The organism is Variovorax stachyos (assembly GCF_051400855.1).
Taxonomy (GTDB): Bacteria; Pseudomonadota; Gammaproteobacteria; order Burkholderiales; family Burkholderiaceae_C; genus Variovorax.
Genome location: NZ_JBLFFN010000002.1, coordinates 126,232 through 144,148, shown reverse-complemented (window position 1 = coordinate 144,148; position 17,917 = coordinate 126,232). Strand labels below are relative to the sequence as shown.

Here is a 17,917-nt window from a genome sequence, read left to right as displayed (position 1 = left end):
GCAGAAACGTCTGGACGGCTAGCGCCCGCAAGTTTTGTAACTTAGTGTCAAAGCAATGTGAAAAGCGCCTCAATGAGCCTGCAACACCCTCAAAATTGGCGTTGTTACAAATTTGGTGTTGCAGAAATGAATCAAGCTCCGGCTCGCACAGACAAGATCGTGATCGTCGACGACGACGCACGCATTCGCGACCTGCTGCGTCGCTACCTGACCCAGGAAGGCTTCGAGGTCATCGTGGCGGAAGACGGCAAGGCGCTCAACCGCATCCTGTTACGCGACACGGTCGATCTGATCGTGCTCGACCTGATGATGCCCGGCGAGGACGGCCTCTCGGTCTGCCGGCGCCTGCGCGCCGCCAACGACCGCACGCCCATCATCATGCTGACCGCCAAAGGCGAGGACGTGGACCGCATCGTCGGCCTGGAAGTCGGCGCCGACGACTACCTGGGCAAGCCCTTCAATCCGCGCGAGCTGCTGGCCCGGGTGCACGCGGTGCTGCGCCGCCGTCCGCCGCTGGAGGCCCCCGGCGCCCCCTCGACCGACAACGAGACGGTGAACTTCGGCCCTTTCAGCTTCGACCTGGGCTCGCGCACCCTCAAGAAGGACGGCGAGGAGCTCTCCCTCACCACCGGCGAGTTCGCGATGCTCAAGGCGCTGGTGCGGCATCCGCGCCAGCCGCTGTCGCGCGAGAAGCTGGCGCAGTTGGCACGCGGCCGCGAGTTCGAGCCCTTCGACCGCAGCCTGGACGTGCAGATCTCGCGTCTGCGAAAGCTGGTCGAGTCCGATGCCGCAGCGCCGCGCTACATCCAGACGGTCTGGGGCGTCGGGTACGTGTTCGTGCCGGACGGCACCACTTGAGGCACTGAGCGCTCGTGGCCGCCACTCTCGGCCCCAAGACGACAACGCCCAGCCCCTTAGGCGAAGACGGCCCCCAGGTCACCTTGCCGAGCCCGCTGGAGGGACTCGGCCAGTCCCGGCGCAAGCCGCGGCTGCAGCTGGGCCTGAGTCTCTTCTGGCGAACGTTCTTCCTGCTGGTGCTGCTGCTGGTCGGCTGTACGGTTGCCTGGCTGCAGACCTTCCGCGCGCTCGAATACGAGCCGCGCGCCATCCAGACCGCGCACCAGATCGCCTCGCTGGTCAATCTCACGCGCGCGGCGCTGGTCTATTCCGACGCCATCACGCGCGTCTCGCTGATCAAGACCCTGGCCGACCAGGAGGGCGTGCGCATCCTGCCGCGCGAGCCCAACGACCGCTTCACGCCCTACACCACCGGCGCGCTCGACGCGCGCGTGACCGAGGAACTGATCGACCGCCTCGGCGAAGGCACCACCGTGGCCAGCCGCGTCAACGACGAGCCCGGCCTGTGGATCGGCTTCACGATCGAGAGCGACGCCTACTGGCTGCTGCTCGACCCCACGCGCTTCACCCGATTCGGCGGCCGCACCTGGCTGATCTGGCTGGCGACGACCATGGCCCTTTCGCTGGCTGGCGCCGCGCTGATCACGCGCCTGATCAACCTGCCGCTCAAGCAGCTGTCGCGCGCCACCATGCAGGTGCGCGAAGGCGAGTACGAGGCGCACCGGCTGGACGAGCGCGCCCGCACCAACGAGATCCGCGCCGTCAACGTCGGCTTCAACCGCATGGCCGACCAGCTCGCCAAGATCGAGCAGGACCGCGCCGTGATGCTGGCCGGGATCTCGCACGACCTGCGCACGCCGCTGGCGCGGCTGCGTCTCGAGACCGAGATGAGCGTGACCGACGAGGACGCGCGCGAACACATGGCGGCCGACATCGCGCAGCTCGACGCCATCATCGACAAATTCCTCGACTACGCACGGCCCGACCACGTGGACTTCAAGCCGGTGCTGCTGCGCGACGTGATCGACGCCTGCACCTACGCCGTGCAGGACCACGAGGACATCAAGATCAAGGTCGACGTGCCCTCCGACCTGCGCGTGATGGCCGACGAGGTCGAGCTGCAGCGCGTGATCTCCAACCTGGTCGAGAACGCGCGCCGCTATGGCAAGACGCCCACCACCGGCGTGGCCGACATCACGATCCAGGCGCAGGCCCACAACGACGCCGTGCTCATCAAGGTGCGCGACCACGGCCCCGGCGTGGCACCGGCCCTGCTCTCGCAGCTGAGCAAGCCCTTCTTCCGTGGCGACGTCGCACGCACCTCGGCGGCCGGCGCCGGCCTGGGCCTGTCGATCGTGACCAAGAACATCGAGCGGATGGGCGGCACCTTCGCTCTCACCAGCACGCCGGGCCGCGGGCTCGCGGCGCACATCCGCATGCCGCGGGCGGCGTCGGTCAAGCCCGAGGCCGCGCCGGCGGGCAAATGAGCGCCGTTCTCAGCGGTGCAGCAGCGCTACCGCGCGCGCTTCCATCGCCCGACCCTCGCCCACCGGCCCGAGCTTCTCGGCCGTCTTGGCCTTGACATTGACCTGATCGGGCGCGACCTCGAGCGTCGCCGCAATGCGCGCGCACATCGCCGGGATATGCGGCGCGAGCTTCGGCGCCTGCGCGATCACGGTGCTGTCGATGTTGCCGATCTGCCAGCCTGCCGCGCGCACGCGCCGTGCCGCCTCGACCAGCAGCGCGGCCGAATCGGCGCCGCGGAACTGCGCATCGGTGTCGGGGAAGTGACGGCCGATATCGCCCAGCCCGGCGGCGCCCAGCAGGGCATCGGTGATGGCGTGCAGCAGCACGTCGGCATCGGAGTGGCCGAGCAGGCCGGTGGCGTGCGGAATCTCGATGCCGCCCAGGATCAGCTTGCGGCCGGCGACCAGCTGGTGCACATCCCAGCCCTCGCCGACGCGAATGTCGAACGCGCTCATTTCAATTGCTCCACGCTCTTCATCCGGCTCTTCAGAAGCGCCTCGGCCAGCGCGAAGTCTTCGGGGAAGGTGAGCTTGAAATTCTGCGCGCTGCCCGGCACCAGCAGGGGCGCGAGCCCGACGCTTTCGATCGCGCTGGCCTCGTCGGTCACCGCATCGCCGGCGCGCTCCAGCGCATCGAGCAGCATGCCGATGCGGAACATCTGCGGCGTCTGCGCCAGCCACTTGTCGGCGCGCGTCAGCGTGGCCGCCACGCGGCCCTCGGGAGAGGCGACCTTCAGGGTATCGGGCAGGCGATGAGCCAGCAGGCCGCCCACCGCATCGTGCTCGCACGCCGCGATCAGGGCCTCGATCTGCGTCGGCGTCACCAGGCAGCGGGCGGCGTCGTGCACCAGCACCCAGTCGTGCGGCCCGGCGCCGGCCGTTTGCCTGAGCGCCAGCAGACCATTGCGCACGCTGGCCGCGCGCGTCGCGCCGCCGACCTGCAGCAGGTGCTCGCCCTCGGCCGGAAAGCGCGGCAGCGCAGCCCCCACTTCGCGGTCCTGGGGCGACACCACCAGCGCGATGCCGGCGAAGCGGCCCGCCAGCGCGCGGAAAGCCTCCAGCGTGTGGCGCACCATCGGCCAGCCGGCGATACGCTGGTACTGCTTGGGCCCCGCGCCGCCGGCGCGGCTGCCGGAGCCGGCACAGGGAATCAGGACGAAAAGACGGGAAGGGGTCATGAGGTCCGGCCGGAGCCAACGGCGAAAGGGCAGCCATTCTAGAATCGGCCTTCACACACCCCTCGCTACCCGGCGCGGGGTGTTCTGCATTTCCTTCCCGCTTCATGGACCTCCCCGCTCTCACCGCAGGCAAACGCTTCACGCTGCCGCGCCCGCCTCTCTCCGCCGATGCGCTGCTGCTGGCGCAGCTGGCCGAACGCGAGAAATCCGCCGGCCGCGCCACCGCCGTCTTCACCGCCGACGCCAACGATGCACAGCGGCTGATCGACGAGCTCGCCTTCTTCGCGCCCGAGCTGCGCTGCGCCCTCTTCCCCGACTGGGAGACGCTGCCCTACGACAGCTTCTCGCCGCACCAGGACCTGATCAGCGAGCGCTTGGCCACGCTGTGGCGCATCAGCCAGAAGGAAGCCGACGTGGTGCTGGTGCCGGCCACCACCGCGCTCTATCGACTGGCGCCGCCGGCCTTCCTGGCGGGCTACACCTTCCACTTCAAGGCCAGGCAGAAGCTCGAGGAGTCCAAGCTCAAGGCCCAGCTCACGCTGGCCGGCTACAGCCACGTGACCCAGGTCGTGAGCCCGGGCGAGTACGCGGTGCGCGGCGGGCTGATCGACCTGTTCCCGATGGGCTCGCAGGTGCCCTTCCGGGTCGACCTGTTCGACGACGAGATCGATTCGATCCGCACCTTCGACCCGGACACCCAGCGCAGCCTCTACCCCGTGCCCGAAGTGCGCCTGCTGCCCGGCCGCGAGTTCCCCATGGACGACGAGGCCCGCGCGCGCTTCCGCAGCCGCTGGCGCGAGCTGCTGGAGGGCGACCCTACGCGCAGCCGGCTCTACAAGGACATGGGCAACGGCGTCGCGACCGCGGGCATCGAGTACTACCTGCCGCTCTTCTTCGAGGAGACGGCCACCGTGTTCGACTACCTCGGCGCGGAGACGACCGTAGTGCTGCATGGTGACCTCGAACCCGCGTTCCAGCATTTCTGGCAGGACACGGGCGAGCGCTATCGGCTGGTCCAGGGCGACCCGGAGCGGCCGGCGCTGCCGCCGGACGCCCTGTTCCTGAGCGCGGAGCAGTTCTATCAGCGGGCGAAGCCGCATGCGCAGCTGGCGATCCGGGGCGGCGCCGAGGGCAGCCCCTACGCCGAATTCGAGGCGCTCCCACCGTTCGCCGTCGTCCGCGGTGCCGACGACCCGCTGGTCAAGCTCAAGGCCCACATCGCCGCCACCCCGCACCGCGTGCTCTTCCTCGCCGAAAGCGATGGCCGCCGCGAGAGCCTGCTCGACTTCCTGCGCGCCAGCGGCGTCAGCCCCCCCGCCTTCGACTCGTTGGCCGAGTTCGAAGCCTCGCCCGGCGAGAAGATCGGCATCGCCACCGCCGCTCTGGTGGCCGGCTTCGCCTGGGTCGAGCAAGGCGTCGACTTCGTCACCGAGACCGAGCTCTTCGCCACCGCCCCATCGGCGCGCCGGCGCAATCGCAAGCAGGAGCAGGTCAGCGACGTCGAAGCGCTGATCAAGGACCTGAGCGAGCTGGCCGTCGGCGACCCGGTGGTGCATTCGGCGCACGGCATCGGGCGTTACCGCGGCCTGGTCCACATGGACCTGGGCCAGGGCACCGATGCAGAAGGCAAGCCGATGCTGCAGGAGATGCTGCATCTCGAGTACGCCGACAAGGCCACCCTCTACGTGCCGGTCGCGCAGTTGCACTTGATCAGCCGCTACACCGGCGTCAGCGCCGACGAGGCACCGCTGCACAAGCTCGGGTCCGGCCAGTGGGAGAAAGCCAAGCGCAAGGCCGCCGAGCAGGTGCGCGACTCGGCCGCCGAGCTGCTCAACATCTATGCCCGTCGCGCCGCGCGCGAGGGCCACGCCTTCCGTTTCTCGGCCGCCGACTACGAGGTCTTCGCCAACGACTTCGGCTTCGACGAGACGGCCGACCAGAAGGCGGCGATCCACGCGGTGATCCAGGACATGATCTCGCCGCAGCCGATGGACCGCCTGGTCTGCGGCGACGTCGGCTTCGGCAAGACCGAGGTCGCCCTGCGCGCCGCCTTTGTCGCGGTGACCGGCGGCAAGCAGGTCGCCTTCCTGGCCCCCACCACATTGCTGGCCGAGCAGCACTACCAGACGCTCATGGACCGCTTCGCGAAGTGGCCCGTCAAGGTCGCCGAGATGAGCCGCTTCCGATCGACCAAGGAGATCAATGCCGCCGCCAAGGGCCTGGCCGACGGCAGCGTCGACATCGTGGTCGGCACGCACAAGCTGCTCTCCGGCAGCGTGAAGTTCAAGAACCTCGGCCTGCTCATCATCGACGAGGAGCACCGCTTCGGCGTGCGTCACAAGGAGGCGATGAAGGCGCTGCGCGCCGAGGTGGACGTGCTCACGCTTACCGCCACCCCGATTCCGCGCACGCTGGGGATGGCGCTCGAAGGCCTGCGCGACCTCAGCGTGATCGCCACCGCGCCGCAGCGCCGCCTGGCGATCAAGACCTTCGTGCGCAACGAGGGCACCGGCGTGATCCGCGAGGCCGTGCTGCGCGAGCTCAAGCGCGGCGGCCAGGTCTACTTCCTGCACAACGAGGTCGAGACCATCGAGAACCGGCGCCAGAAGCTGGAGCAGATCCTGCCCGAGGCCCGCATCGCCGTGGCCCACGGCCAGATGCCCGAGCGCGAGCTGGAGCGCGTGATGCGCGACTTCGTCGCCCAGCGCTACAACCTGCTGCTGTGCTCGACCATCATCGAGACCGGCATCGACGTGCCGAGCGCCAACACCATCGTCATGAGCCGTGCCGACAAGTTCGGCCTGGCGCAGCTGCACCAGCTGCGCGGCCGCGTCGGGCGCAGCCATCACCAGGCCTATGCCTACCTGATGGTGCCCGACATCGAGGGCCTGACCAAGCAGGCCGCGCAGCGCCTCGACGCGATCCAGCAGATGGAGGAGCTCGGCTCCGGCTTCTACCTGGCGATGCACGACCTCGAGATCCGCGGTGCCGGCGAGGTGCTCGGCGAGAACCAGAGCGGCAACATGATGGAGATCGGCTTCCAGCTCTACAACGAGATGCTCGCCGAGGCCGTGCGCTCGCTCAAGGCCGGCAAGGAGCCCGACCTGCTGTCGCCGCTGTCCGTCACCACCGAGATCAACCTGCACGCGCCCGCGCTGCTGCCCGAGGACTACTGTGGCGACGTGCACCTGCGACTGTCCTTCTACAAGAAACTCGCGACCGCGAAGACCTCCGACCAGATCGATACCCTGCTCGAGGAGATCGTCGACCGCTTCGGCAAGCTGCCGCCGCAGGCGCAGACGCTGATCGACGTGCATCGGCTGCGCGTGCTGGCGCGGCCCTACGGCGTGGTCAAGGTCGATGCCGCGCCGGGCGCGATCCACATCACCTTCAAGAAGGATCCGCCGGTCGATTCGATGGCCATCATCCAGCTGATCCAGAAGAACCGGCACATCAAGCTGGCCGGCAACGAGAAGCTGCGCATCGAGCGGGAACTGAAGGAGCCGAAGGAGCGCGCGCAGATGGTGCGGGACATACTGCGCAGCCTCGGACAACCCAAGACAGAGGAAGCCACCCCGGCATGACCAACGCCCTTCGAGAAATCTCCCCCGGCCTCGCCATCCGGCGCATCACGCCGCCGCTCGCCCTCGCCGACTTCAAGCTGATCGCCTTCGACATGGACTCGACGCTGATCAACATCGAATGCATCGACGAGATCGCCGATGCGGTCGGCAAGAAGGCCGAGGTCGCCGCCATCACCGAGGCCACGATGCGCGGCGAAATCAAGAACTTCAAGGAAAGCCTGCGCCGCCGCGTGGCCCTGCTGCAGGGCGCGCCGGTCTCCGCCTTGCAGGAGGTCTACGACCAGCGCCTGCGCCTCAACCCCGGCGCCGAGACGCTGGTGGCGGCCTGCAGGGCGGCCGGCCTCAAGGTGCTGCTGGTCTCGGGAGGCTTCACCTTCTTCGCCAACCGAGTGAAGGAACGACTGGGCATCGACTTCGCCCGCTCCAACCTGCTCGACGAGGCGGACGGCAGGCTCACCGGCCGCGTTGTGATGCAGTCGTGGGGCGATATCTGCGACGGCGCGGAGAAGCGTCGCACGCTCCTGGAAGTGGCCTCGCTGCTCGGCATTTCGCCCGCCGAATGCATCGCGGTGGGTGACGGCGCGAACGACTTGCCGATGATGGGCGAGGCCGGGCTGTCGGTGGCCTTCCACGCCAAGCCCAAGGTGCGCGAAGAAGCCATGGTGGCCATTGACACGGGCGGCCTCGACAGGCTGCTCGAAGTCGTGCGCTGACCTGCCGGTTGATGTGGCGGTCGAAACCGGTTTCTTCCTAAGGCAAAAGGGCCCGGCGCTGTCCTAGGGTTATCTTCAGTTTCGCGTGCGGTGCCCTGGATGCTTGAATGCCTGGGCAACAACGAAGGAGACGATATGAAGCGCCGCCAAACCCTGGCCGCACTCGGTGCAGCCGCCACCGCCCTGGTCTTCCCCGGGCTCGCCCACGCGGCTTACCCCGAGCGCCCGATCACCTTGATCGTGCCGTGGGGCGCCGGCGGCGGCACCGATGCGGTGGCCCGCATCATCGCGGCCGAGCTCGAGAAGGAGCTCAAGCAGCCGATCAACGTGGTCAACCGCACGGGCGGCAGCGGCGTGGTCGGGCACCAGGCCATCGCCTCCGCCGCGCCGGACGGCTACACCCTGGGCATCGTCACGGTCGAGATCGGCATGATGCGTCACGCCGGCCTGACGCAGCTCTCGGGCGCCGACTACACGCCGCTCGCGCTGATGAACTTCGACGCCAACGCCATCTTCGTGCGCGAGGATTCGCCGATCAAGAGCGCCAAGGAGCTGCTGGACGCGGCCAAGGCCAACCCCGGCAAGCTCAAGGCCAGCGGCACGGGCCAGGGCGGCATCTGGCACCTTGGCCTTGCGCAATGGCTGGTCGACAACAAGCTGCCCGGCAACGCGATCGCCTGGGTGCCGAGCCAGGGCGCCGCCCCGGGGCTGCAGGACCTGATGGCCGGCGGCGTCGACGTGGTGTCGTGCTCGCTGCCGGAGGCACGTTCGCTGATCGACGCCGGCAAGGTGCGCCCGCTGCTGCTGCTGGGCTCCAAGCCCGACGCCATCTTCCCCAAGGTGCCGCTGTACACCGACTCGACGGGCAAGACATGGAACGCCGGCGCCTGGCGCGGCATCGCGGCGCCCAAGGGGCTGCCGAAGGAGCAGACCGACCTGCTCGCCGCCACGCTCAAGAAGATCTTCGACGGCAAGGCCTACCAGGATTTCCTGGCCTCGCGCGGCTTCGGCGCCCTGTACGCCGACCGCGCCGATTTCGGCAAGTTCATGGCCGAGAAGGACGCGAGCTTCGCGGTGGCGATGAAGGCTGTCGGCATCGCAAAGTAAGCGATGCGCATCCACGACAGCCTGATCGGCGGCGTGCTGTTGCTGCTTTCGCTGGCGGTGCTCTGGCATGTCCAGAGTTTTCCGCCGGCGGCGGGCCAGAACTTCGGGCCGGCGCTGTTTCCCGGGCTCGCTGCGGCCGGTCTCGGGCTATCCGCGCTTGTGCTGACGGTGCAAGGCCTGCGCAGCGGGCAACCTCTGCTCGCGCTCGGCGAAGGCATGCGTTCGCCGCGGCGATTGGCCGCCTTCGCGCTCGTCGTTGCCAGCATGGCGTTCTACATCCTGCTGGCGGACCGAGTCGGCTTCATCCTGTGCAGCTTGCTGGTGCTGACGCTGCTGCAGTGGGCCTGCGGCGTGCGGCCGCCGGTCGCGCTCGCAGTGGCGGTGCTGGCCACGCTGGTGATCCACACCTGCTTCTACAAGCTGCTCAAGGTGCCGCTGCCATGGGGCGTGCTGCAGCCCATCGCATGGTGAGGCAAGGCTGATGGATTCGGTGCTCCTTGCCCTGCAGATGGTCGCCACGCCGACCGTGCTGATCGTGATGCTGCTGTCGGGCCTCTTCGGCATGTTCGTCGGCGCGGTGCCCGGGCTCACGGCGACCATGGCGACTGCCCTGCTCGTGCCCATCACCTTCTTCCTGCCGCCGGTGCCCGCCGTCGCCGCTATCGTCACGGCCACGGCCATGGCGATCTTCGCGGGCGACATCCCCGGCGCCCTGCTGCGCATCCCGGGCACGCCCGCCTCCGCGGCCTACACCGACGAGTCCTATGCGATGACACGCAAGGGCCAGGGCGAGAAGGCCCTGGGCATCGGCCTGGTGTTCTCCTGCATCGGCGGCCTGTTCGGCACCGCAGTGCTGATCGTTGCCGCGCCTGCCCTGGCAGAGGTGGCGATCAAGTTCAGCTCCTTCGAGTACTTCTGGCTGGTGCTGCTGGGGCTGACCTGCGCCGTCTTCATCACCAGCGACACGCCGCTCAAGGGCCTGATCACCCTGTTCCTCGGCCTGCTGCTGGGCTGCGTGGGCCTGGAAAATCCGGCCGGCCATCCGCGCTTCACCTTCGGCAGCGCGGACCTGCTGGGCGGGCTGAGCCTCATCCCCGCGATGATCGGCATGTTCGCCATCTCCGAGATCCTGCGCTTCACGGTGACGGCCGGGGAGCTCGCGCGTTTTAAGAAGCAGATCGGCTCGGTCTTCTCCGGCATGGGCGGGCTGATCCGCAAGTACCCGGTGCAGACCCTGCGCGGCAGCGTGCTGGGCACCGCGGTCGGCATCCTGCCCGGCGCGGGCGCCGACATCGCCGCCTGGATGTCCTATGCGATGAGCAAGAAGCTCTCGAAGGAGCCAGAGAAGTTCGGTACCGGCCATCCGGAAGGGCTGGTCGAGGCGGGCGCCGCCAACAACAGCGCGCTGGCCGGCGCCTGGGTGCCGGCGCTGGTGTTCGGAATTCCGGGCGACTCGATCACCGCCATCGTGATCGGCGTGCTCTACATGAAGAACATGAACCCGGGCCCGATGATCTTCATGAACAACGCGCACAGCGTCTACGCGGTGTTCATCGTCTTCATCCTGGCCAACCTGCTGATGCTGCCGCTCGGCTGGGCCTGCATCAAGGCCTCGGCACGCATCCTGCGCATGCCGCGCAATATCCTGATGCCGATCATCCTGGTCTTCTGCCTGGTGGGCGCCTTCGCCATCAACAACGCGCTGTTCGACCTCTGGATCCTGCTCGGCTTCGGCGTGGCCGCCTGGCTGCTGGAGGAGAACGGATTCCCGGTCGCTCCGGCCATCCTCGGCATGCTGCTGGGCAAGATGCTGGAGGAGAACTTCATCACCTCGATGATCAAGTCCGACGGCAGCTGGCTGGCCTTCGTTGAGCGGCCGATCGCCGCCGGGCTGGCGCTGGCCACGCTGGCTGTCTGGTTGGGCTCTGCCGGCCTGGCCTGGCGGCGCCGGCGTCGACGGCTGCAGCCTGTCGCGGCACACTGAAGCACATGAACACCACCTCTCCCCGCTACGACGCCGCCGCCCTCGTCCGCTACGCGGCGCAACTCCTGCAACGTGCCGGCCTGGCCGAAACCATGGCCCTCACGGTCGCCGACACGCTGGTGCAGGGCGACCTGCTGGGCCACGACACGCACGGCCTTGCGCTCTTGGCCGGTTATGTGAAAGAGCTGGAATCGGGCACGATGAAGCCGGACGGCGCGCCGCTCGTGGTCTCGGACCGCCCGGCCGCCGTGCTGTGGGACGGCCAGCGCCTGCCCGGCCCCTGGCTGGTGCACCAGGGCCTGGACCTGCTGCTGCCTCGGGCACGCGAGCTGGGCACCGCCTCTCTCGTCATTCGCCGCAGCCACCACATCGCCTGCCTCGCCGCCTACCTGCTGCGTGCGCTCGAAGAAGACATGCTGCTGGTGCTGGCCTGCTCCGACCCCAACACCGCCAGCGTCGCGCCCTTCGGCGGCACGCAGGCGGTGTTCACGCCCAACCCCCTCGCCCTGGGCTTTCCGATTGCCGACGGCGGCGTGATGGTGGACATCTCGGCCTCCATCACGACCAATGGCATGAGCAACCGCAAGCGCCAGGCCGGCGAGACCTTCGAGCACGAAGTGCTCATCGATGCCAAAGGTCGCCCCTCCAAAGACCCGGCGGTGCTCTTCGAACAGCCGCCCGGCACCCTATTGCCGGTGGGCGGCCAGACCCATGGCCACAAGGGCTACGGCCTGGCACTGCTGGTCGAGTCGCTCACCGGCGGGCTGGCCGGCCACGGCCGCGCCGATCCGCCCGAGGGCTGGGGCGCGACGGTCTACCTCACGCTCCACGACCTGCACGCTTTCGGCGGCAAGGCGGCCTTCCTGCGCCAGATGGACCACGTGGCGGCGCAGTGCCGCACGAATCCGCCCGTGGATGGCGCCAGGCCCGTGCGCCTCCCGGGCGAACGCGGGCTGCAGCGGCGCGCCGAGCAGCTTGCCGAGGGCGTGCGCTTGTCGCCCACGATCGCGCCCTCGCTGCAAGGCGCCGAGCAGCGCTACGGCCTGAAGCTGGCCGACGCGCTGCGCTGAGGTCCCCGCATCCGCTGCATGAACGCAAACGGCGCGCCCGAAGGAGCTTCGGAGGCCGCCTGAGCCGGCCGCAGGCTCAAAGCGCCGCGCCCAGGCGCGCGATGCCTTCCTCGATCTTCTCGACGTTCGCGGTAGCGAAGCTCAGCCGCAGCGTGGCCACGTCGGGCTTCTCGGCAAAGAAAGGCGTGCCGGGAACGAAGGCCACGCCCTTCTCGATCGCGCGCTTGGCGAGCACGTTGGCATCGGCCAGCTTGCCGCCTGCGCCTGTCAACCGCGCCCAGAAGAACAATCCGCCACCCGGCTGCGTGAAGGCAATCGCGTCGCCGAGCTCGCGCTTCAGCGCCGCGCCCATCGCGCCAGCGCGCTCGGCGTAGACCTTGCGCACGTTCGCCAGCGTGTCGGGCATGCGTCCGCTCTTGAGGTACTGCGCGGCAGTGGCCTGCGCGAAGGTGCTGGTGTGGGCATCGCTGAACTGCTTGCACATGGTCGCCTTGCCCAGCAACTCGGGCGGCGCGATCATCCAGCCGATGCGCAGGCCGGGGCTCAGCACCTTGCTCAGGCTGCCGCAATGCACCAGGCGCTCGCGGCTGCCCGGCACCTCCCGGGTCAGCGACATGAGCGAGGGGGGCGGCGCCTTGCCGAAGTAGAGGTCGCCGTAGGGATCGTCCTCCACGATCACCGTGTCGTGCTTCACCGCGAGCTCCAGCACCTTCCTGCGGCGCTCCAGGTTCAGCATCGCGCCGCTCGGGTTGCCGAAGGTGGGAATCAGGTAGACGAACTTGGGCTTGTGCTCGACGATCAACTGTTCCAGCCGGTCGACCTGCACGCCCTCGGCGTCGATGGGCGCGCTGATGAGTTGCGCGCCGTAGAGACGGAAGCACTGGATGGTCGCGAGGAAGGTCGGACCTTCGACGATCACCTTGTCGCCGGGCGAGATGAGGGTCTTGCCCAGCAGGTCGAGTGCCTGCTGGCTGCCGGTGGTCACGATGAGCCCGTCGGGTGCGACCTCCACGCCCTTGCCCTTCATGAAGGCCGAGAGCTGCGCACGCAGCGGCTCGTAGCCTTCGGTGGCGCCGTACTGCAGGGCGCCGCCGGGCTCCTCGGCCAGGGCCTTGGCGCTCGCCTCCTTCAGCCCCTCGACATCGAACATGGCGCTGTCGGGGAAGCCGCCCGCGAAGCTGATGATGCCGGGCTTGCCCAGGAGCTTGAAGAGTTCTCGGATGGCGGAGGTTTCGACGTTGTCGAGGCGGGTGGCGAATTGCATGGGAACCTGCTGCGAATGACGGAAGGGCTGCCATTGTCGCAAGTTCGGTGCAGGCCGCCACAACATGCATACACTGCCGCCCACATGAAAAAAGAAGCCATCGAGCCCTTCTTCGCCACCCTGCAGGCCGCCAACCCCGAGCCCAAGACCGAGCTGGAATACAGCACCCCCTTCGAGCTGCTGGCCGCCGTGCTGCTGTCGGCGCAGGCCACCGACGTGGGCGTGAACAAGGCGACCCGAAAGCTGTTCGCGGTCGCGAACACGCCGCAGGCCATTCTCGACCTCGGCATCGAAGGGCTGGAGAGCTACATCAAGACCATCGGGCTGTACCGCAGCAAGGCGAAGCACTTGATGGAAGCCTGCCGCATGCTGGTCGAGCGCCATGGCGGCGAGGTGCCGCGCACCCGCGCCGAGCTCGAGGCCTTGCCGGGCGTGGGCCGCAAGACCGCCAACGTGGTGCTCAATGTCGCCTTCGGCGAAGCCACCATGGCCGTGGACACGCACATCTTCCGCGTTAGCAACCGCACCGGCCTGGCGCCCGGCAAGACGCCGCTGGAGGTCGAGCTCAAGCTGGAGAAGCGCGTGCCGCCGGCCTACCGGCTGCATGCGCACCATTGGTTGATCCTGCATGGCCGCTACGTCTGCGTGGCGCGCAAGCCCTTCTGCTGGAAGTGCGCGGTGGCGCCCTACTGCGACTACAAGCCGAAGACGCCGCCGCCCTGAGTCAGGGCCCGCCTTCCTCATTCGCGCGCGAGGCCGTAGGATTTGGGCCTGATCGACCACTCTTCAATGCAGGCCATGGATACACAGGTTCGACACCGCCGCATCGTCGTCGACGGCGTGGACATCTTCTATCGCGAAGCGGGCCCCCAGGACGCTCCCGTCGTGTTGCTGCCGCACGGCTACCCTTGCTCGTCCTACGAGTTCCGCAACTTCATGCCGCGCATGGCGGACCGCTGGCGCCTGCTGGCACCCGACTATCCCGGCTCGGGCCACAGTGCCACGCCCGATGACTTCGACTACAGCTTCGATGGCTATGCTCGCTTCCTGGACGGCTTCGTGCATGCGCTGGGCGTCTCGCGCTTCGCGCTGTGGCTGCACGACTTCGGTTCACCGATCGGCGCGCGCCTGGCCATCCTGGCGCCCGAACGCGTCACGGCGCTCATCATCCAGAACGGCGACATCCCTTACGAGGATGCGCTGGGCCCCAAGTACGCAGACATCGAGAAGACCTGGGCGCTGCCGCCCGAGGCCATGCGCGCCGCCCTGGCAGAATCGGTGAACGAGGAGACCTTCAAGGAGGAGTTCCTCAACAACGTGCGCCCCGACCTGGTGGAGCGCATCCCGCCCGACCTGTGGACGCTGCACTGGTCGCTGATGACACCCCGGCGCCGCGAGGTTGCGGTGTCGCTCATCGCCGGTCTCAAGCAGAACCGCGCCTGGTTCCCGCAACACCGGGAGTACTTGCGCGCGCACAAGCCTCCCACGCTCATCGTATGGGGCCCGCAGGACCACTACATGCCCGAGAAATCCGCGCGAGCCTACTTGCGCGACCTGCCTGATGCCGAGCTGCACTTGCTCGATGGCGGGCACTGGCTGCTGGAGACCAACCTCGACGAGGTGGTCACGCTGGTGCGCGACTTCCTTGCCCGCGTGCATGCACCTTGAACGAACTTCCAGCTCGGCACACTAGTCGATCCTGATGTTCGCGTCCTTGACGGCCTGACCGATTCTTGCGAGGTCCTCGCGAATCAACTTCTTGAACTGTTCAGGGTTCGACTTCGAAGGAACGAAGGACAGCTCTGCGAACTTGGTCTTGAGCGCCGGCGTGTCGACCGCCTTGGCGATCTCGGCGTTGAGCCGGTTCGTCACGGCCGCCGGCATGTCTGCCGGGCCCCAGATGCCATACCACGAGAGAAGCTCGAAACCAGGAATGCCGCTCTCGGCCACGGTGGGCACGTCAGGCATGATGCCCACGCGGGTCTTGCTGGTGACGGCGAGCGCACGCAGCCGCCCCGCCTGAACGAAGGAGCGCACGCCAGGCATGGGCGAAACAGCGGCCGATACGTGGCCGCCGACGACATCCGTGAGCTGCGGCACCGCACCCTTGTAGGCAATGATTTCCATCTTGAGCTTCAGCGCGCGGTTGATCATCTCCTCGCTCAGGTGACTGGTCGTTCCCAGGCCCGAGGTCGCCCAGGTGTACTTGTCGGGGTTCGCCTTCACCAGCGCGGCGAATTCGGTGAGGTTCTTCGCCGGAACATCGTTGTTCACGGCGACGACCAGCGGCACGTAGCCGATCTGCCCCACGGGCGTGAAGTCCTGTTCCGCGTCGTAGGTCTTCTTCGCGACGACCAGCGGCATGTAGACCTGGCTGGAGGCATTGAACAGCAGGGTGTAGCCGTCTGCCTTGGCCTTCCTGACGTTCAGCGACCCCAACACGCCCGACGCACCAGGCAGGTTCTCGATCACGATGGGCTGCCCCAGTTGTTTCTGCAGCTGGTCCGCGACCATGCGACCGATGGTGTCGATCGATCCGCCCGGTGTGTAGGGAATGACCATCCTGATCGGCTTGTTCGGATAGTCGTTTGCCATGCACACGTGGGCACCCGCGAGGGTGACTCCCAGCAATGCGAGTTTCGCCAGTAGGACAGTTCTTTTCAACACGGAATGTCTCCTTGATCAGTATGGGAAAGCCAGATGCCGGCCGTTGCCAGTCGGTTGCAAAACGGGGCCGCCAGATAGCGGCAAGCGCGACATGCGCTACCTCGAATAGACCTTGCGAGCAAAGTCGGCGATGGCATCGCTCATCGCCTGCGGCTGCTCGGGGGCCATCGCATGCCCTGCTCCGCGGATGACCTGGACCGTGACTCGATCTCCGAGGTACGGTTTCATCACGCCGGGAATGACGACGGCGTCGTGCTCGGCCTGCAGGTCCAGGATGGGCGCGCTCTCGCCACCGGAAAAATAGTCGTCGATCCGCGTCATCTCGCGCGCCCGGCTTTGCGCTTCATGTGCGGCCGGAAACCAGCCGTCGAGCCAGACGCTCGGGTCATGGCCCGGCGCGAAGAAGGCCCTGCGGAGGCATTCCAGTCGCTGGCTGGTCGAGAGGCTCAGGTCGCCAGCGCCGTCGATCGCATCGCGAAGCCGGCTGTACGGCTTTTCCGTGGACCCCGGAGGAAGCTTTCCTGCGGAAGCCGCCGCCATGACGATGCCCCGCACAAGATCGGGACGATCCGCCGCCAGCGTGCGTGCCGGCTGACTGCCCCATGCATGTCCGACGATGACGACCGGTCCGGTCGCCTCGTGGTCGAGGACCGCAGCCACATCGGCGGCAAAGTCGTGGAGATCGAGCTTCTCCATGGGGCCGCGGCTCAAGCCCACGCCGCGCGGCTCGGGGCGCAGTACACGGAACCCGGCGGCTGCCAGCCTGGCGGCGACTTCGTCGTAGTCACGTCCGGAGCGCGCCAGCGACGGCAGAATGCAGATGACCGGACCTGCACCTTCGTCGTTGAACTCGATCTGGATCTCATCGCCTGAGAGGTCGGGGCGGTAAGAGACGAGCTTGCTTTGCGAGGGCGCCTGCCGAACAGGATTCGTTTGGGTTTCGATGGGCATGGCAGCGAGTCTCTTCGGCGCCACCTGCATCGGGAAGGGCATGGAACCTATATCAGCTATGTCCGGCGGCTATGTCCCGGAACTCGCGCTCATCGTCAGTGCCGCCGGCGAAAATCCAGCTCCTGCAGCAGCTGCGCCGTTCCCCGCACAAGACGCGTGGCCGGACGCGCCTTCGGGGTGGCGAGCACCAGCGCATTCCAGATGCTCGGTGGCCCGATCGGTGCCCGAGGCAGCAGTTCATCGCCGCTCGAACCCACGGCGCTTTCCGGAAGCACGGTGCAGCCCACCCCCGTCTGCACCAGCGCGACCACGGTTCGAACCGCGCCCACCTCGGCGAGCACCTGGAGCTGGATTCCGCGCGGCACGAGCACGGAGTCGAGCAGGTGCCGAATCGCATTGGGGGCGCTGGGCAGCACCATCGGATAGCTGGGCAGCGAGGCCAGGCTGACCCGCGGCGGCAGCTTGCTGTTCGGTGGCGCGACCAGCAGGAGCTTTTCGCGCATCAGGGGCTGGTACGCGAGCTGCGGGGAAGGCGCGGGGTCGAAGAGGAGTGCCAGGTCGAGCTTGCCCGCGATGAGCGACTCACGAAGTGCCACGCTCAGTCCCTCCAGCACGGTGATCACCGCGCGCGGAAACCGCTCCCTGAACCGCTGGATGAGTGGCGTGCTCAGGCCGAGGGCGACCCGCGGCGGCATTCCGACCACGATCCGGCCTCCCGGGCTTTCATCCATTTCCCGCAACTCGTCGCGCGCGCGCCGGGAAATGTCGAGCATTGCTCGCGCATGGACGAGAAGCGCCGTACCCGCTTCGGTCGGCGTGACGCCGCGCCCGGTTCTCACGAGCAGGCGCTGCCCGACATCGGCTTCCAGCAGGGCAATCTGCCGGCTCAGGCTGGGCTGCGCCAGGTTCAGCACCGCCGCGCCGCGGCTGAAACTGCCTGCGTCGACCACGGTCACGAAGTACTGCAACTGGCGGATTTCCATAGCCGAAAAGCATAGCTGATATAGGAGAGACG

16 protein-coding genes are annotated in these 17,917 nt (G+C 67.8%); 10 read left to right on the top strand and 6 right to left on the bottom strand.

Annotated elements, in window-relative coordinates; genetic code table 11:
- The first annotated feature begins 126 nt into the window (after positions 1-126).
- Positions 127-858: an osmolarity response regulator transcription factor OmpR gene (ompR, locus tag ACMGEZ_RS03910; RefSeq protein WP_028250078.1), complete on the top strand. Its 732-nt coding sequence runs from the start codon at positions 127-129 to the stop codon at positions 856-858.
- Between the two features lie 83 nt (positions 859-941).
- A complete protein-coding gene (locus tag ACMGEZ_RS03905; protein ID WP_436821360.1) occupies positions 942-2,345 on the top strand; it encodes a sensor histidine kinase family protein in 1,404 nt (467 codons plus the stop codon).
- 9 nt (positions 2,346-2,354) lie between these two features.
- Here the strand turns inward: ACMGEZ_RS03905 and ispF are convergent, their stop codons facing one another.
- Entirely contained in the window at positions 2,355-2,840 is a 486-nt protein-coding gene (gene ispF / locus ACMGEZ_RS03900; protein ID WP_436820947.1) for a 2-C-methyl-D-erythritol 2,4-cyclodiphosphate synthase, read from the bottom strand.
- Complete coding sequence (gene ispD, locus ACMGEZ_RS03895) at positions 2,837-3,562, bottom strand: 2-C-methyl-D-erythritol 4-phosphate cytidylyltransferase (protein ID WP_436820946.1); 726 nt, start codon at positions 3,560-3,562, stop codon at positions 2,837-2,839. The genes ispF and ispD overlap by 4 nt, the downstream gene beginning before the upstream one ends.
- A 104-nt stretch (positions 3,563-3,666) precedes the next feature.
- On the opposite strand from ispD, the gene mfd reads away from it, so the two are divergent.
- The 6 genes from mfd (at position 3,667) to ACMGEZ_RS03865 (ending at position 12,020) form a co-directional block, all read left to right on the top strand.
- A complete protein-coding gene (mfd, locus tag ACMGEZ_RS03890; protein ID WP_436820945.1) occupies positions 3,667-7,146 on the top strand; it encodes a transcription-repair coupling factor in 3,480 nt (1,159 codons plus the stop codon).
- The gene (gene serB, locus ACMGEZ_RS03885) at positions 7,143-7,859 is read left to right on the top strand and encodes a phosphoserine phosphatase SerB (RefSeq protein WP_436820944.1); all 717 of its coding nucleotides are present in this window, start codon (positions 7,143-7,145) and stop codon (positions 7,857-7,859) included. The genes mfd and serB overlap by 4 nt, the downstream gene beginning before the upstream one ends.
- A gap of 135 nt (positions 7,860-7,994) precedes the next feature.
- Positions 7,995-8,966: a tripartite tricarboxylate transporter substrate binding protein gene (locus tag ACMGEZ_RS03880; protein ID WP_436820943.1), complete on the top strand. Its 972-nt coding sequence runs from the start codon at positions 7,995-7,997 to the stop codon at positions 8,964-8,966.
- A gap of 3 nt (positions 8,967-8,969) precedes the next feature.
- Positions 8,970-9,437 (top strand): tripartite tricarboxylate transporter TctB family protein, encoded by a 468-nt coding sequence (locus tag ACMGEZ_RS03875; RefSeq protein ID WP_436820942.1) that lies wholly within the window; start codon positions 8,970-8,972, stop codon positions 9,435-9,437.
- Between the two features lie 7 nt (positions 9,438-9,444).
- On the top strand, positions 9,445-10,950 hold the full coding sequence (locus tag ACMGEZ_RS03870; RefSeq protein ID WP_436821359.1) for a tripartite tricarboxylate transporter permease: 1,506 nt from the start codon (positions 9,445-9,447) through the stop codon (positions 10,948-10,950).
- A gap of 5 nt (positions 10,951-10,955) precedes the next feature.
- Entirely contained in the window at positions 10,956-12,020 is a 1,065-nt protein-coding gene (locus tag ACMGEZ_RS03865; protein ID WP_436820941.1) for an Ldh family oxidoreductase, read from the top strand.
- Positions 12,021-12,096: 76 nt separating this feature from the next.
- Here the strand turns inward: ACMGEZ_RS03865 and ACMGEZ_RS03860 are convergent, their stop codons facing one another.
- Complete coding sequence (locus tag ACMGEZ_RS03860; RefSeq protein WP_436820940.1) at positions 12,097-13,284, bottom strand: aminotransferase-like domain-containing protein; 1,188 nt, start codon at positions 13,282-13,284, stop codon at positions 12,097-12,099.
- An 84-nt stretch (positions 13,285-13,368) separates the two neighbouring features.
- On the opposite strand from ACMGEZ_RS03860, the gene nth reads away from it, so the two are divergent.
- Together nth and ACMGEZ_RS03850 are read left to right on the top strand one after the other, a co-directional pair.
- Positions 13,369-14,007 carry an endonuclease III gene (nth, locus tag ACMGEZ_RS03855; protein WP_436820939.1) on the top strand — a complete coding sequence of 213 codons (639 nt, stop codon included), beginning with the start codon at positions 13,369-13,371 and terminating at the stop codon, positions 14,005-14,007.
- 75 nt (positions 14,008-14,082) lie between these two features.
- Entirely contained in the window at positions 14,083-14,952 is an 870-nt protein-coding gene (locus tag ACMGEZ_RS03850; RefSeq protein ID WP_436820938.1) for an alpha/beta fold hydrolase, read from the top strand.
- A gap of 21 nt (positions 14,953-14,973) precedes the next feature.
- Here ACMGEZ_RS03850 and ACMGEZ_RS03845 read toward each other — a convergent pair whose 3' ends face one another.
- From ACMGEZ_RS03845 to ACMGEZ_RS03835, 3 genes are all read right to left on the bottom strand, one after another.
- A complete protein-coding gene (locus ACMGEZ_RS03845) occupies positions 14,974-15,951 on the bottom strand; it encodes a Bug family tripartite tricarboxylate transporter substrate binding protein (RefSeq protein ID WP_436820937.1) in 978 nt (325 codons plus the stop codon).
- 96 nt (positions 15,952-16,047) lie between these two features.
- Entirely contained in the window at positions 16,048-16,902 is an 855-nt protein-coding gene (locus ACMGEZ_RS03840; protein ID WP_436820936.1) for an alpha/beta fold hydrolase, read from the bottom strand.
- A 95-nt stretch (positions 16,903-16,997) separates the two neighbouring features.
- Positions 16,998-17,885 (bottom strand): LysR substrate-binding domain-containing protein, encoded by an 888-nt coding sequence (locus ACMGEZ_RS03835; RefSeq protein ID WP_436820935.1) that lies wholly within the window; start codon positions 17,883-17,885, stop codon positions 16,998-17,000.
- Positions 17,886-17,917: the final 32 nt, after the last annotated feature.

Coding starts and splice junctions, on each gene's coding strand:
- ompR (WP_028250078.1), top strand. CDS start 127: ATGAATCAAGCTCCGGCTCGCACAGACAAGATCGTGATCGTCGACGAC.
- ispF (WP_436820947.1), bottom strand. CDS start 2,840: ATGAGCGCGTTCGACATTCGCGTCGGCGAGGGCTGGGATGTGCACCAG.
- ispD (WP_436820946.1), bottom strand. CDS start 3,562: ATGACCCCTTCCCGTCTTTTCGTCCTGATTCCCTGTGCCGGCTCCGGC.
- mfd (WP_436820945.1), top strand. CDS start 3,667: ATGGACCTCCCCGCTCTCACCGCAGGCAAACGCTTCACGCTGCCGCGC.
- serB (WP_436820944.1), top strand. CDS start 7,143: ATGACCAACGCCCTTCGAGAAATCTCCCCCGGCCTCGCCATCCGGCGC.
- ACMGEZ_RS03880 (WP_436820943.1), top strand. CDS start 7,995: ATGAAGCGCCGCCAAACCCTGGCCGCACTCGGTGCAGCCGCCACCGCC.
- ACMGEZ_RS03875 (WP_436820942.1), top strand. CDS start 8,970: ATGCGCATCCACGACAGCCTGATCGGCGGCGTGCTGTTGCTGCTTTCG.
- ACMGEZ_RS03865 (WP_436820941.1), top strand. CDS start 10,956: ATGAACACCACCTCTCCCCGCTACGACGCCGCCGCCCTCGTCCGCTAC.
- ACMGEZ_RS03860 (WP_436820940.1), bottom strand. CDS start 13,284: ATGCAATTCGCCACCCGCCTCGACAACGTCGAAACCTCCGCCATCCGA.
- nth (WP_436820939.1), top strand. CDS start 13,369: ATGAAAAAAGAAGCCATCGAGCCCTTCTTCGCCACCCTGCAGGCCGCC.
- ACMGEZ_RS03850 (WP_436820938.1), top strand. CDS start 14,083: ATGGATACACAGGTTCGACACCGCCGCATCGTCGTCGACGGCGTGGAC.
- ACMGEZ_RS03840 (WP_436820936.1), bottom strand. CDS start 16,902: ATGCCCATCGAAACCCAAACGAATCCTGTTCGGCAGGCGCCCTCGCAA.
- ACMGEZ_RS03835 (WP_436820935.1), bottom strand. CDS start 17,885: ATGGAAATCCGCCAGTTGCAGTACTTCGTGACCGTGGTCGACGCAGGC.